This is a genomic window from Vreelandella profundi, from assembly GCF_019722725.1.
Classification (GTDB): domain Bacteria; phylum Pseudomonadota; class Gammaproteobacteria; order Pseudomonadales; family Halomonadaceae; genus Vreelandella; species Vreelandella profundi.
On the sequence record NZ_CP077941.1, the window covers coordinates 666,056 to 680,145 of the forward strand.

12 protein-coding genes are annotated in these 14,090 nt (G+C 55.4%); 8 read left to right on the plus strand and 4 right to left on the minus strand.

The features are described 5' to 3' along the window. The first annotated feature begins 381 nt into the window (after positions 1-381). From KUO20_RS03120 to KUO20_RS03130, 3 genes are all read left to right on the plus strand, one after another. A complete protein-coding gene (locus tag KUO20_RS03120) occupies positions 382-2,181 on the plus strand; it encodes a cell division protein ZipA (RefSeq protein WP_235041451.1) in 1,800 nt (599 codons plus the stop codon). Positions 2,182-2,335: 154 nt separating this feature from the next. Next, a complete protein-coding gene (gene ligA, locus KUO20_RS03125) occupies positions 2,336-4,369 on the plus strand; it encodes an NAD-dependent DNA ligase LigA (protein ID WP_235041452.1) in 2,034 nt (677 codons plus the stop codon). Continuing rightward, positions 4,369-4,644: a YheU family protein gene (locus tag KUO20_RS03130; RefSeq protein WP_235041453.1), complete on the plus strand. Its 276-nt coding sequence runs from the start codon at positions 4,369-4,371 to the stop codon at positions 4,642-4,644. The genes ligA and KUO20_RS03130 overlap by 1 nt, the downstream gene beginning before the upstream one ends. Here the strand turns inward: KUO20_RS03130 and mnmC are convergent. Continuing rightward, entirely contained in the window at positions 4,638-6,689 is a 2,052-nt protein-coding gene (gene mnmC / locus KUO20_RS03135; RefSeq protein WP_235041454.1) for a bifunctional tRNA (5-methylaminomethyl-2-thiouridine)(34)-methyltransferase MnmC2/FAD-dependent 5-carboxymethylaminomethyl-2-thiouridine(34) oxidoreductase MnmC1, read from the minus strand. The genes KUO20_RS03130 and mnmC overlap by 7 nt on opposite strands. A gap of 194 nt (positions 6,690-6,883) precedes the next feature. Beyond that, on the minus strand, positions 6,884-7,183 hold the full coding sequence (locus KUO20_RS03140; protein ID WP_235041455.1) for a YciI family protein: 300 nt from the start codon (positions 7,181-7,183) through the stop codon (positions 6,884-6,886). 207 nt (positions 7,184-7,390) lie between these two features. Here KUO20_RS03140 and KUO20_RS03145 point away from each other — a divergent pair, with 207 nt between their 5' ends. From KUO20_RS03145 to KUO20_RS03155, 3 genes are all read left to right on the plus strand, one after another. Further along, positions 7,391-8,305: a PHP domain-containing protein gene (locus tag KUO20_RS03145; RefSeq protein WP_235041456.1), complete on the plus strand. Its 915-nt coding sequence runs from the start codon at positions 7,391-7,393 to the stop codon at positions 8,303-8,305. Positions 8,306-8,447: 142 nt separating this feature from the next. Next, entirely contained in the window at positions 8,448-9,071 is a 624-nt protein-coding gene (locus KUO20_RS03150; RefSeq protein WP_235041457.1) for an L-threonylcarbamoyladenylate synthase, read from the plus strand. A gap of 187 nt (positions 9,072-9,258) precedes the next feature. Further along, on the plus strand, positions 9,259-10,035 hold the full coding sequence (locus KUO20_RS03155; RefSeq protein WP_235041458.1) for a 5'-nucleotidase, lipoprotein e(P4) family: 777 nt from the start codon (positions 9,259-9,261) through the stop codon (positions 10,033-10,035). 94 nt (positions 10,036-10,129) lie between these two features. Here KUO20_RS03155 and KUO20_RS03160 read toward each other — a convergent pair whose 3' ends face one another. Both KUO20_RS03160 and KUO20_RS03165 read right to left on the minus strand, forming a co-directional pair. Beyond that, positions 10,130-11,029, minus strand: a complete 900-nt coding sequence (locus KUO20_RS03160; RefSeq protein WP_235041459.1) for an ion transporter — start codon at positions 11,027-11,029, stop codon at positions 10,130-10,132. Between the two features lie 33 nt (positions 11,030-11,062). Then, a complete protein-coding gene (locus KUO20_RS03165) occupies positions 11,063-11,977 on the minus strand; it encodes a CYTH domain-containing protein (RefSeq protein ID WP_235041460.1) in 915 nt (304 codons plus the stop codon). Between the two features lie 137 nt (positions 11,978-12,114). Between KUO20_RS03165 and KUO20_RS03170 the strand changes: the two genes are divergently transcribed. Together KUO20_RS03170 and KUO20_RS03175 are read left to right on the plus strand one after the other, a co-directional pair. Next, on the plus strand, positions 12,115-12,795 hold the full coding sequence (locus KUO20_RS03170) for a TIGR00153 family protein (RefSeq protein WP_235041461.1): 681 nt from the start codon (positions 12,115-12,117) through the stop codon (positions 12,793-12,795). Between the two features lie 10 nt (positions 12,796-12,805). Then, positions 12,806-14,071 carry an inorganic phosphate transporter gene (locus KUO20_RS03175; RefSeq protein WP_235041462.1) on the plus strand — a complete coding sequence of 422 codons (1,266 nt, stop codon included), beginning with the start codon at positions 12,806-12,808 and terminating at the stop codon, positions 14,069-14,071. Positions 14,072-14,090 lie beyond the last annotated feature (19 nt).

Consider the following 14,090-nt stretch of genomic DNA (forward strand, 5'->3'; position numbering starts at 1 on the left):
AAGCAGCCTAAAGATAGAGGCTGAAGCTTGAAGTCATAAGCATGTTTAGTGGGGGAGTGGCAGTGCACTTTCCTAAGATAAATTCAGTCTTTGTTGCTTCTACTGCTTCTATATAAAGCCGCTTAAAGAGCCTTGATCAAATGTTCGTTGCACTTTTGTTTGAAGTTAAGGTCTATTTTTTTGCTTTTAACCGTGTCAACGTTTTGCTAATGTGCAAAAATTGTGCGAAATAGAGTAAAAAGTGGCCCTTTTCATAGCATTCGCGCTATGCTTGGTGGTATTAATGGCAAGTATTTATTTAATCGCCGTTACCTTTATTTAGGCATGAATTTTTAGACACAGTGCCTTAGCAACCGGCAAGATGCCCATGGAACGTTCGACATGGAACTAAGAGAGTGGCTAATTATTTTAGGGCTGGCGTTGGTATCGCTCATCGTTATAGACGGTGTGCGAAGACTTCAACGACAGCGTCGTGTACCCCGCCTTGACCAGGCAGAGAAGGATCTTTCAGCTAGTCAGCTAGAAGACCCCGATGATGCTGCTAAAGCAGCCGAGATAAATTGGGAGCTTCCTAACGGTGGCGCCCGCGTTGTTAAGCCTGCTGATTATAGCGGGTTAGGAAGTAAGCCAAAGTTAGAACGTCAAGAGCATCCTGGTGCCTCACGAGTGCTTGCTGAGTTTAGACGCTCAGCCACGGCTAAGGTCGCTAAGCGTAAAGCTGAAAAAGCCGAGAAAGCGGAAGCGCTAGCGTTTGCTAAAGCGTCGCCCGCAGCACCTCAGGTCAATATCGCTGACACTGCGCCTGAGCATGAGCGCCGCGAGCCCAGTGTTTCTTTTACTGCGCCGCAGGCTGCTCAATCAGCGTCTGCTTCTATTGCCGATTCATCCGCGGCTACCGAGACGCCAGTTTCTGCTCAGACACCCCCTGTTCAAGCATCGGCACCAGAACTGGCTGTTTCAGAAGCTATGGCGCCGGAAGTAGCAACGACGCCTGCTGCGGCTTCTATAAGCGCGAGTGAATCAGTCGAAGCTCCGGTGCAGCCTGAACGCGAGAACGTGCTGCGTGCCGAGCCTGAAGATGCCGCCTTTGCCAAACATGCCTCCAGCGACGCTGCACCAAAACGCCGCAAGCTGCGCTCTGACACCGTGGGCGAGCATGATGAGCTGGACGATGATCAGGTAGACGAATATCGTCTTGTTGATTTTGAAGGTATGGGCCGATCTTTTAAACGTCGTCTTATTGAGCGTCGTTTAGAGCGGCAGCGTAAAAAAGCCGAGAAAGCCATTTGCGATAAAGCGCTGGCAAAACAGAAGGCCGAGCGTAAGGCACTAGAAGCGGAGCAGCGTCGTGAGGCCAAAGAGGCCGCTGATGCTGAGCGTGCTCGACTGGCTCAAGAGCAGGCCCAGGCACGCGAAGTCGCTGCTAGCGCCGCAGCAGCCGATCGACTGGTGGCACAGCAGCGTATCGCTGAAGAGGAAGAGCGTCGCGAGACTGAGCGTTATTCCGAAAGCTATTCAAACAGCCATTCAGACAGCCATTCAGACCGTCATGCCGCCTATGAAGATGGCTATGACCACGCTGATGAGCGCGGAGAATACGCTAGCGACGATTCTTTTGATGACCGGGGCGCGAGCGAGCGAGAGTCCAACCAGCGGGTTCGCGTTCATCCCACCTTGGAAAAAGCCTTACGCCATGACGTTAATGGCGAACACGCGAAAGAAACGCTTTCTGGCGCTGAAGAAGTCGTGGTTATCAGCGTGCTTTCGCGTGATCCCGAAGGCTTTGATGGCAGCAAACTGCTTGAGCTCATGATGGTATGTGGTTTGCGCTACAGCAGTGGAATGGGTATTTTCCACCGCTTTGAGACTGAAAGCGAAGACAGCGAGCTACAGTTCTCGATGGTTAACGTTGTTAAGCCGGGCACTTTCCCCATTCAAGAAATGGGTGAATTTATGACCCCCGGCGTAACGCTGCTGATGCCGCTGCCCGGGGCTGTTGATAGCTCCGCTGCATTTGAGGCAATGGTCGAGACGGCCATGGTACTGGTTCGTCATATGGGCGGTGAGCTGAAGGATGAAAATCGCAGCGTTATGACCGCACAAACGATTGAATTTGCCCGCCAGCGTGTGCGTGAATTTGAACGCCGTCATCGACTGCATCGGCATATGCAAGCACGTTAAATCGGGCTTGCTGTCTAACACCCGCCTTCTTTACAGACGGCGGGTGTTTTTGTTTATGCGCCTGCTTTTATAATGGGCGCAGTTTTTAAGGTGTGTTTACATATCTGTTTTGCATTTTCGCTGCCGCTTTTAGCTAGTACTGGAACCCATTCTAATGAGTCAGTCTGATTCTCAGCCACGAGAAGAGATAAACCAACTGCGTGCCGCCTTGGATGAGGCCAATCATCGTTACTACATCCTGGATAAACCGACGCTGACGGATGCTGACTACGACCGCAAGCTGCAGCGTTTACAGCAGCTAGAAGCCAGTTATCCAAACTTAATCACCAGCGATTCGCCGACCCAGCGAGTTGGCGCGGCCCCCGCGGACGGTTTTTTATCGGTAGCGCATGCGATTCCCATGCTGTCGTTGGATAACGCCTTTAGCCGCGAAGATATTCACACCTTTGCCGAGCGTGTGGCTGATCGCCTGGAATGCGCTGCCGATGAGATTGCCTTTAGCTGCGAGCCTAAGCTTGACGGCGCTGCCGTGTCGCTCGTTTACGAGCAAGGCAGGTTAGTGAGCGGTGCGACGCGAGGCGATGGCCGCAGCGGTGAAGGCATTACCTCTAATCTGCGCACGCTGCGCTCGGTGCCGCTTAAGCTGCTGGGCAGCAACGTGCCTGCGCTGCTGGAAGTACGCGGCGAGGTGATTATGCGCCATACGGGCTTTGAAGCGCTTAACGAGCGCGCGCGCGAAGAGGGCAGCAAAGTATTTGCTAACCCTCGCAATGCCGCTGCCGGCAGCTTACGCCAGCTAGACCCGCGGATTACCGCGAAACGTCCGCTAGAGTTTCACGCCTATCAAGCCGTGCGTTTAGAGCCTGAGCTAGGTGATGCCACTCATAGTGAGCTAATGGCACGCCTATCCACATTAGGATTTCGCGCAAGCGCCGTGTTAGCCGTCGTCAAAGGTCCGCAGGCGGTCGCCGACTACTGTGAGACGCTAGGCGAGCAGCGAGATAGTCTCGGTTTTGATATCGACGGCGTAGTGATTAAGGTTGATGACCTGCGCCATCAGCGTGAGCTGGGCTTTGTCGCCCGCGCGCCGCGCTGGGCGGTAGCGTTTAAGTTTCCAGCCCAAGAAGAAGTCACCACGCTCAACGATGTGGAGTTTCAGGTGGGGCGTACCGGGGCAATCACGCCCGTCGCGCGGCTAGAACCTGTTAGCGTGGCGGGCGTGACGGTATCGAATGCAACGCTGCATAACGCTGATGAAATCACCCGCTTAGACGTGATGATCGGTGACACGGTGTCGATTCGCCGCGCTGGTGATGTGATTCCCCAGGTGGTGAGAGTACATACTGAGCTGCGGCCGGCGGACGCTAGAGCCATTATCTTTCCTGAGCGCTGCCCGGTGTGCGATTCACAAATTGAGCGACTTGAAGGTGAGGCCGTGGCGCGCTGCTCGGGCGGTCTCTACTGCGCTGCGCAGCGTAAAGAGGCGCTGAAGCACTTTTCCAGCCGTAAAGCGCTGGATATTGATGGCTTAGGTGAAAAGCTAATTGTGCAGCTGGTGGATCTTGACTGGGTCAAAACCCCGGCGGATCTGTTTCACTTAACCGTTGAAAAGCTGCAAAGCCTGCCGCGCATGGGCGAAAAATCCGCTACCAAACTGGTCGGCGCGCTTGAAAACGCTAAGTCGACCACGCTTGCGCGTTTTATTTATGCGCTGGGTATTCGCGAAGTAGGCGAAGCAACGGCGGCTAACCTAGCCAACCATTTCGGTACGCTTGAAACCATTCAGGCGGCAGAGCTGGCGGCGCTGGAAGCCGTGAGCGATGTTGGCCCCATTGTTGCCGCCCATGCGCATACTTTTTTTCGTCAGCCCCATAACCAGGAAACTATTGCAGCGCTGCGCGACGCCGGTATTACGTGGCAAGAGGCGGTCGTCACCCAAGGCCCTACGCCGCTGGAAGGTCAAACCTGGGTACTCACCGGCTCGCTGGAAAGCATGACCCGCGATGAGGGTAAGGCGCGCTTACAGGCCCTAGGGGCCAAGGTGGCGGGCAGTGTTTCGAAAAAAACCACGTGCCTGGTGGCGGGCGAAGCCGCAGGCAGCAAACTGACGAAAGCCGAACAGATGGGCGTTGACGTCATCGATGAGGCTACTTTTATTGAACGCTTGGCAGAGTGGGAGCAGCGCTAATGGGCCGATTTATTGAAGTACCCGCACGAATGCTGCCAGAAGAAACCTTGAAAGCGCTGTTGGAGGCCTTCGTTACCCGCCAGGGCTACGATACCACCGACACGACAGGCGAGGGCATGCACGGTTGGGTAGCCGAACTGAAAAAACAGCTGGCGCGCAATGAGCTGATCATTGCGCATGATCTGGAGCTAGAGATGACTGAAGTCATGACCCTAGCTCAATGGCGCTCCTTTGGCCGCGACGTGGCCGATGATGAAGAGGAAGGCGACTACTGAGCGCGGATAATCGCACTAATAATACGTCGTCCTGGGTGTAGGTGATCAACCAGCGGTAATTCTAACGGCATGGGCTCATCGCACAGTCGCGAAGCAATCAGCTCGGCACAGAGCGGCGCGCTGGCCAATCCTCGCGAGCCGTGCGCGGTGGTTATCCATAGCCCTCTATGGTGCTCGCCACGCTTGTCCGGCACGCGAGTGGCATCTTTGCTGAGCGCGCAATAGTCAGCCCGCCACGTATCCGCTATCGGCACTGGCCCTGCGTAGGGGCTTTTGTCGGGGCTCGCGGCACGCACCGCAGCCCGGCCCTTTAGGTTTTCAGGGCTAAGATTAATGCCCGCCTGTTCTAGCTCGTCAACCAGGGCGGGCAGCGTTTGGCGCAGCTCGTCAATGTTGCGCTGGTGGTCGGACGCTGACACATCGGTGGTGGCGTTGTTGGGCACAAAGCTTGCGCCAAAGGTTAATACGCCATCCAATGCCGGCGCGACATAGCCACCGGCACACACCACGCGGCTAGGGCCTGTCACCTGTTCAGGTAGATTGATTTCACTAACCTGGCCACGTACAGACTGCAGCGGCAGCTCTAGCGTTTGTGCAAAGCGGTTGGCTAAATGGGCGCTGGCAATCACGACCTGGTCCGCCTCCTCGCTGCGGCCCTCGGCTAAGTGGATCTGCCAGCCCTGGCCAGCAGCGCCATCAGCATCTTTGCGGTCAAGCGATGTGACGTCGCCCTGCAGCAGCGTGATGTTCGAATGGCTCAGCAAATGCTCGCACAGCGCCTTAGGCCGCACCCAGCCCGCCTGTGAATAAAAGAGCCCATGAGAGGCGTCAATAGTCAGCGCCGCTGCATCGGTTAGCGCAGGATTTTGCATCGCAGAGACGACCTCGCAAGGCAGCGGGTGTTGCTCAATAAAGCGCTGCTGGCGAAGCGCTTCTTTATCGCTACTAGCGAGTTGAATGACGCCACACGGTTGCCATAAAGGAGGCGCAGACAACGGCTGTGTGCAACGCTGCTGCGCCAACCAGCGCTGGCTATAGAGCAGCCCGGCAAGATAAACGCGGCTTTGATGATTTGTCTCTGCGGCAAGTTTCACATACAGCGCGCCCTGACGGTTGCCAGAGCCGCCCGCGCCAGGGGCCTCACGCTCAATGACCGTCACCTGAACGCCGCGCCGCGCTAGCGCCGCTGCAACGCTACAGCCCGCAAGCCCCGCGCCGATTATGGCAACGTGCATCGCAACATGTTTAGCCGCCTCAATAGGTGGCGGCGTGAACCAGGGAGTTTTCTCGCGCCGCTGATCGCTGGGCGGCGACTCAATACTGCCCGCCAGCATTTCTCGTTTACGGCCATAGCCCGGTACTTTTTGCCAGTGAAAGCCTGCCGCTTTCAAGCCACGCTTCACAATGCCCGCGCAGGTAAATGTCGCAAAGGTCGCCCCAGGGCGTGAACGTGCGGCCATGGCGTCAAACAGTGCCGGGTGCCACATGTCAGGATTTTTCGAAGGCGCAAAGCCGTCCAAAAACCACGCATCTACCTGGCCATCCAGCTGTTCTAAGCGCTCTGTGGTATCTCCAAAATGCAGGTCGAGGGTTACACGCTCGGTTAAGTGCAGGCGATGAATGCCACTGACGGCGGCCGGCCACTGGTCACACAGTACCTGTGCATAAGCGGCCAGTGATGGCCAAACGGCTAAGGCGCGCTCAAGCGCCTGGCGATCAAAAGGGTATTTTTCGGTAGATAACAAATGCAGCCGTGCATTAGCAGGCGCATGTTGTTCAAAGCACGCCCAGGCGCAGAGCATATTTAACCCTGTGCCAAAGCCCGTTTCGCCAATGACAAAAGGGCGCGTCAACGTCCAACTGGCGAAACGCTCAGGAAGATGATTGGCACCGAGAAACACGTGTTCCGTCTCCGCGCGGCCATCGCCACGGGTGAAATAGATATCATCAAACGCTGCTGAGCGGGGCGCACCCTCTTCATTCCAGGTAAGTGTGGGCGTGGTTAGCGCCGCGAGGAGGGGCAAAGCGGTTGGACGTTGGGCCACGCAGGCATCCTTCGTAGTGATATCGTCGATGATGACGTAGTGATCAACAGATGGTTAAAAAATGATCAAAGTGTTGATAGCAGCGCTATCTCTGGCTTAGCGAAAAGCGTCCGCCGGGTTTGCACAGAGTTTTCCACAGGCTCTGTGAAGAACTTTGTGCAAGACTGACGAACACCCATAGTGGGCTATTAAAATCAAGGCAGCACTTTTTTGAATGGCTTCACAATGACCTTGGCATAGACTCCTGCAATCATGTAAGGATCTGCATCGGCCCAAGCTTTAGCCGCTTCCAGGCCGTCAAATTCCGCCACGACCAAGCTGCCTGAAAACCCTGCGTCACCCGGGTTTTCAGCATCAATGGCAGGGTGAGGGCCCGCCAGCACCAAACGGCCTTCATCGCGCAGCGCTTCCAGGCGGGCTAAATGATCAGGGCGAGCTGCCAGTCGGCGCTCTAGGCTATTGGCGACATCTTCACTAAGAATGGCATACAGCATTGAGTATAACTCCTTGATTAGACGAGGTTGCGACGTTAGCGCTAATTGACCATGCGATTATAAGCGCGCACCATATCTGACGCACCGTTCTCACATGCTGCTTTGAAATACCGTTTCTGACAGACAGGGAGCGGTTAAGTAACGACTGAACAGCATTTCAGTTTTTCCAATGCTCATTCTGACAAACTGGCCACACGGCGTCATCTTATGCCTCAACTTCCGTATACCTTTGATGCCGATCAGCGCTACCCGGTTGATTTGCACATGCACTCCACCGCTTCCGATGGCGCGCTCACGCCCACCGAGCTTGTAACGCTGTGTGCCGAGCGTGGGTTAACGCATATGTCGCTGACCGACCACGATACCATGGACGGCATAGACGAAGCGGCCCGCGCGGCTGAACAAGCGGGGCTGTGCCTTATCGCTGGGTGTGAGTTATCCACACGCTGGCAGGGCATCAATATCCATGTCGTGGCACTAATGCCCGGCGGCCTGCAGGGGGCAATGGTCGAAGGTTTGATTCAGCAACGTGATGCGCGCATTCAGCGTGCGGAAGTGATTGCCGAACGCCTGGAAAAAGTAGGGTTAAGCAACGCGCTGGAAAAAGCGCGTGCGCAGGCTGGCAGCGACCGCCCTTTGGGTCGCCCAGACTTTGCCCGGGCGCTGGTCGCTGAAGGTGTCGTGCCCGATTGGTCAAGTGCCTTTAAGCGCTACCTGGGCAGTGGCAAGAAGGGCGATGTCAAAGCCCACTGGCCGGAAATTAGCCAGGTGGTGGCGTGGGTAGTGGCCTCTGGCGGCGTCGCTGTGATTGCGCATCCACTGCGCTATGGCTTAACGCGGCGCAAGCGTGGTTTGTTGATGGACACGTTTCAGGCGGCAGGCGGGCAAGCGGTTGAGCTGGTCAGCGGCCAGCAGAACTCGGACAGCACACGCGACTTAGCCCGCCAGCTTGCTGAGCGTGAGCTTTACGCCTCCCTCGGCAGCGACTTTCACTTCCCCGGCAGTCATGCGGCGCCCGGCAGTATGAGCCTAGTGCCGCGCACCGCTGCCCCTCCCATATGGCAGCACCCGCGGTTACTGCATTTACGTGACGCACAACCTGGCCTATTGGCGAAGGCCTAGCCCGGTGTTTGTCGGCCGGTAAAGACTGAACCACGTCAACGCCAGGTCAGCTATGCTGTATGAGCAGGGTTTTAGGATCAGGTTTTAGGATCAGGTTTTAGGACAGGGTTGTAGGATAGGATTTTAAGACAGGAGCAGTTCCATGAGCCAATATTTTCAGATTCACCCAGAAAATCCCCAGAAGCGTCTAATCGACCAGGCTATTGCGATCATTCGTAAGGGCGGCGTTGTGGCGTATCCCACCGACTCAGGCTATGCCCTGGGCTGTCATTTGGGCGAGAAAAAAGCGGTTGAGAAAATCAAATGGTTGCGCTCGCTGGACGACAAGCACAACTTTACGCTGGTGTGCTCTGATTTGTCAGAAATCGGCACTTACGCTAAAGTCGACAACGACGTTTTTCGGCTGCTGAAAGCCCATACGCCAGGGCCTTACACGTATATTTTAGATGCCACTTCTGAGGTGCCTCGTCTGCTGCTGCATCCTAAGCGGCGCTCTATTGGCGTGCGCGTGCCGGATCACCGCATCACCCATGCGCTATTAGCCGCGCTGGGTGAGCCGTTGATGAGCGTAACGCTAATTCCGGTGGGCGAGACCTTGCCCATGAACGACCCGGAAGAAATTCGCGAGCGCTTTGGCGCCCATTTGGACGCCATTATTGACGGTGGGGCCTGCCATTTAGACCCAACAAGCGTTATTGACCTGCGCGAGCTGCCGCCCAAAATCGTTCGTGAAGGGCGAGGCGATATCTCTCCTTTCGTAGCCTAAAAGCTCTCTGCAAGGCAAATCCTCGGCTCGTAGCATTATCGAGAAGAGGTTTGTCTTTTTTCGTTGTTTGATTGTTCAATGAAAATAAAATATGATCCTAATGATTCTTTTCGATAATAAATCGTGATCCTTTAAGGCGCGGAGTCGCCTCGTCTTTTTGAGATCGCCTAGCCCAGGAGATCATTCAATGAAGATGCCTTTCACCCCTCGCCTCTGCACCCTTGCTGCCCTAGCCAGCCTTACTGCTCTACCGCTGACGAGCCACGCGGATAGCAATGATGCAGGAATGTGTGCCCAGGAAGCTTATGCGATGGGCCTGCGCTATCAACAGCAGTCTGCTGAGGCTGCTGCCCTCCAGCGTCAGGGTTTTGCTCTCGCCACCTATCGGCTTGAGGATCAAATTGAAGCACATGGTAGCAGCGACGGCCTGGCTATCATTACCGACCTGGACGAAACGGTGCTGGACAATAGCGCGCTGCTGGTTCGCGACATGCAGGCGTGCCACGACTACACCGCCTGGGATACTTGGGAGCATTGGGAGCGTGAAGGTGAGCCGCGTTTAATGCCGGGCGCCAAAGCGTTCCTGGATTACGCAGATGAGCAGGGCGTGGCTATTTTTTACGTTTCTGATCGCTATCAGGAGAATGAAGCCGACACGATCGCCACGTTAAATGCGTTAGCGCTGCCCCAGGTCTCTGAGCAGAGCGTGATGCTGCTGGGGCCCGCTAAAGAAGAGCGGCGCGCAGAGGTGGTTGAAAGCCATACGCTGGTCATGCAGTTAGGCGATTCACTGCACGATTTTGCGGCTGATTTTGCAGGTGCCGACCTTGCCCAGCAGCACGACCTTGTGAACGATAATGCAGAGCGTTTTGGCAAGGACTGGATTGTATTCCCCAACGCGACCTACGGTGCTTGGAGTGAGGCCGAGCTAGATGCTTGGGAAGCGCCGTTCGAAGGAGAGTGATCCCGAGACCACCCCCTTGATCTCTTGCTAATCCAGTAAAAGAGCACTGCGCGCCCCAGGTTTCGTTGCCCTGGGGCGCGTTTTAGTCTTTGTCTTACTTTTCTTCATCTTGCTTTTGTTCGTCTTGCTTTTGTTCATCTTTCTTGCGCGGGTCTTCACTGTCCTCGTCTAGCCAGGTGCCACAGCGCATGCAGTAGTGGGCGAGTTGGTCATGCTGCTCATGTCCGCAGCCGGGGCAGGCTTCTTCCGAGTGGCGATCTTCACGTATTGAGCGAATCACCTGAGCCGAGAAAATCCCAGTGGGCACGGCAATGATCGAGTAGCCGAGTAACATCAGCACCATGGTAATCGCTTTGCCTAGTGGCGTGATCGGGACGATATCGCCATAGCCTACGGTCGTCATGCTAACGATAGCCCAATACATCGACATGGGAATGCTGGTAAAGCCTGCCTCCGGCGATTCGATGGTGTACATCAAGGCCGCAAATAGCGTCACCACCATCAAAATAGAGAAGAAGAACAGCAGTATCTGGCGCATGCTGCGCTTCAGGGCGTCTATTAACAGGCTGGCTTCACCGACAAACTCCATCAGGCGCAAAATACGAAAAATCCGCAGTACCCGCAGCAGGCGCACAATCACCAGCGCGTGGGCGCCGGGCACCAAAAGAACGAGCCACGTGGGTAAAATCGCAATGAGGTCGACGATGCCATAAAAGCTTTTGAGATAGAGAAGCGGGCGTTCCAGGCAGTAGATGCGAATGAGCAGCTCAATGCTGAACAGCAGCGTCAGCACCCATTCGGTGTAAAAAAAGATGTTCCCGTAGCGCTCGGCATAAATCTCAATACTGCCCAGCAGAATCACCGCGACGCTCACCAAAATAGCCACAATCAAGGCGATATCAAATGCTTTCGCGCCCGGCGTATCGGACTCAAATATGATGTGGAACAGACGGCTGCGCAGGCCTTCCGTGCCTGGAGTTAGGTGAAAATTCATTGCATCATCCTGAAGTGGGCCCTCAAATCAGCGCTAGCGTAGCGCGGTTTGGTACGCCAAGCGATAGGCGAGTGCTAACGCAGCGCTGCCGTAAGCGGCCTGTGGCTGGCCTTGGGCATCGAGAGCGAGAGGCAGTGTCTGTGCGTAAGTGCGCTCAAGGGTATCTAGCTCAGGATGTTCCGCCAGTGCTTGAATCGCCTGGTGGGCTTCTGCTAGAAAGCTTGCTTGCTGGCTGTCGTGGTAGGCATCTAGCGCTAGCGTGGCGCGGTGTAGCCATTGAATGGGGGTTTGCGCGTCGGGTAAAGGCCAGTGCTGGGCGCTCAGCATATTGCCGCGCGCTGCTTTGCTGCTGTCTGATGGGCGCAGGGGAACCTGCTCGGCAAGCTGAAGTGCCAGTGTCCAAAGCGTTTCTGGGTCGCCCTTTTTTAACTCAAGCTCTATTTCACAGATAGGCGTGCGGTAGCCGCCGCTAATAATTTCGCCTTCATCTAATACCAGCTCAATATGGCTGCTAGTATCTGTTAAAGCGGTGCTCGAAAGGCCGCTAGTTAACTGCCAGCTGCGCCGCGTGAAGTCAGTGCGTAGCTGTGGCACTAGTGCGGGTAGCGCCTGCGCAAGCTCGCCTTGAAACGGTGGCAGCTTGGCAAGCGCCGAGAGGTCTAATTGCGGGCCCGAAACTTGCCATTCCCACTCTTGACGCTGAGAAAGCCCGCCACTACCTTGGCCTGCTGTTTTGACAGTGTGCAGCAAGATGCCATCGATTTCGCGCAGGCGAACGGCAATACGTGCCTTGGCTAAATCGCCTGACGGGGTATCAAAATAGGTGTTGGTCAACGTGTGTTGAGAGACGGGAAGTGAGGCCAGAAGCGGGTGTTGGTTTAACGCAGCCGGCCCAGTGGGGGGCAGCGCCAGCTTAATCTCTACTTCTAGAGGAGTTGGGGTTTTCATGGCAATCGCCACCTCGTTATCGTGACATATAGATGAATATTTGATTACATTTATGAACTTTTCATGACGGCGGCGAGCGCACTCTTTATACTGGCGCCGCCATTTCCAGGCTTTCCGAAAACAGGCTAAAAGGCATTATGGTTACCTCCAATCCTTTTTCTTCGATGTTTGGCCGCTCGCCATTCCAGCCGTTATTGGCCCATATCGTCAAGGCGAATGAATGTGCCGACCAGCTATTGCCGTTTTTCGAGGCAACCCTGGCTGACGACTGGGTCAAAGCGGCTGAGCTGCGCGAAAACGTCACTCGCTTAGAGCATGACGCTGATACGCTGAAAACTGAGTTGCGATTGAACCTGCCCAACACTATGTTTTTACCGGTGTCGCGGTCTGATCTGCTCGATCTCATTAGCGTACAGGACAAAATCGCCAATAAGGTGCGCGACATTACCGGCATTATGATGGGCCGTAAAATGCGCGTGCCGGATGAGCTGGCTGAGCCGATGCGCGATTATATCTGCACAAGCGTTGCCTGTGTTGCGCAAGCTCGCCAAGCGTTGGAAGAGCTCAAAGATCTGCTTGAATCAGGCTTTGGACGTAACGTCGCTGATGTCATGCATCGAATGATCCGTGAACTGCATATTCTCGAACACCAGGCCGATGACCAGCAGGTGACTATTCGTCGCCAGCTTTTCGCGCTTGAAAGTCAGCTGCCACCCGTCGATGTGATTTTTCTTTATAAAATCATTGAATGGGTGGGTGAATTATCTGACCGCGCCGAGCGCGTGGGTAGCCGCTTACAGATTCTGACAGCCCGCTAAGGGGACTTGTATGCTGATTATTGCCCAGCACGGTGAAATCTTCATTATCCTGGCCTGCTTGTTCGGCTTCTTTATGGCTTGGGGCGTTGGCGCAAACGATGTAGCCAATGCCATGGGGACCTCGGTGGGATCGAAAGCGATCACCATCAAGCAAGCCATCCTTATTGCCGTTGTCTTTGAATTTCTGGGCGCATGGCTGGCCGGCGGTGAGGTCACCGCTACCATTCGTGGAGGGATACTCGACCCGGTATTATTAGAAGCTAATCCTGAACTATTAGTTTACGGCATGTTGTCTGCACTGTTAGCTGCCGCCATTTGGTTGTTGATTGCTTCAGCACGCGGCTGGCCGGTGTCTACCACGCATTCTATTGTGGGCGCTATCGTCGGTTTTGGCGCGGTGGGCCTGGGGGTTGATGCGGTGGCGTGGGGCAAGGTAGGTCAAATTGCCTCTAGCTGGCTCATTTCGCCGCTGCTCGCGGGTACCATCGCCTATGTCCTCTTTAAGTCTGTTCAGCATCTGATTTTTGAAAGCAGCGACCCGCTTGCAGCGGCTAAGCGCTACGTACCCGGTTACGTTTTCCTGGTAGGCTTTATTGTCTCGATGGTCACGCTGACCAAAGGCTTGTCGCACGTAGGTTTGAACCTCAGCTTTGGGCAAAGCTTGTTGCTTTCGATTGTGCTCGGCATCGCCATTATGGGCCTGGGCATCGTTATGCAGCGACGCATTAAGTTCGAGCAAAATGCGAACGACCACTTTGGCTACGCTAACGTTGAGCGCGTGTTTGGCGTTCTGATGATCTTCACCGCTTGTGCAATGGCGTTTGCGCACGGCTCGAATGACGTAGCCAACGCAGTGGGCCCTCTAGCCGCGGTCATTAGCGTTGTACGTAGCGACGGCGTGATCGACAGCGCCGCGCTAGTGCCCTGGTGGGTGCTTATGCTGGGCGGTGCGGGGATCGTGGTAGGCCTTGTGACCTACGGGCACAGAGTGATTGCGACAGTGGGTACCGGCATTACTGAACTCACTCCAAGCCGAGGTTTCGCCGCCACCCTGGCCGCTGCAAGCACCGTCGTGCTGGCCTCGGGTACCGGCTTGCCTATCTCAACGACGCATACCCTGGTTGGCGCTGTGCTGGGGGTTGGTTTAGCGCGCGGCATGGCGGCTCTTAACCTGCGCGTGATCGGTACCATTGCTATTTCGTGGCTAATTACGCTGCCCGCGGGCGCAGGCCTGGCTATTTTGTTCTTCTTTATGTTCAAAGGCATGTTTGGCTAAGCCAGTGCTACCAAATCGG

Excerpts from the sequence above, each read along its gene's own strand:
- KUO20_RS03130 (WP_235041453.1), top strand. The coding sequence starts at position 4,369 with ATGGGCCGATTTATTGAAGTACCCGCACGAATGCTGCCAGAAGAAACC.
- ligA (WP_235041452.1), top strand. The coding sequence starts at position 2,336 with ATGAGTCAGTCTGATTCTCAGCCACGAGAAGAGATAAACCAACTGCGT.
- KUO20_RS03160 (WP_235041459.1), bottom strand. The coding sequence starts at position 11,029 with ATGAATTTTCACCTAACTCCAGGCACGGAAGGCCTGCGCAGCCGTCTG.
- KUO20_RS03175 (WP_235041462.1), top strand. The coding sequence starts at position 12,806 with ATGCTGATTATTGCCCAGCACGGTGAAATCTTCATTATCCTGGCCTGC.
- KUO20_RS03145 (WP_235041456.1), top strand. The coding sequence starts at position 7,391 with ATGCCTCAACTTCCGTATACCTTTGATGCCGATCAGCGCTACCCGGTT.
- KUO20_RS03170 (WP_235041461.1), top strand. The coding sequence starts at position 12,115 with ATGGTTACCTCCAATCCTTTTTCTTCGATGTTTGGCCGCTCGCCATTC.
- KUO20_RS03140 (WP_235041455.1), bottom strand. The coding sequence starts at position 7,183 with ATGCTGTATGCCATTCTTAGTGAAGATGTCGCCAATAGCCTAGAGCGC.
- KUO20_RS03120 (WP_235041451.1), top strand. The coding sequence starts at position 382 with ATGGAACTAAGAGAGTGGCTAATTATTTTAGGGCTGGCGTTGGTATCG.
- KUO20_RS03150 (WP_235041457.1), top strand. The coding sequence starts at position 8,448 with ATGAGCCAATATTTTCAGATTCACCCAGAAAATCCCCAGAAGCGTCTA.
- KUO20_RS03155 (WP_235041458.1), top strand. The coding sequence starts at position 9,259 with ATGAAGATGCCTTTCACCCCTCGCCTCTGCACCCTTGCTGCCCTAGCC.
- KUO20_RS03165 (WP_235041460.1), bottom strand. The coding sequence starts at position 11,977 with ATGAAAACCCCAACTCCTCTAGAAGTAGAGATTAAGCTGGCGCTGCCC.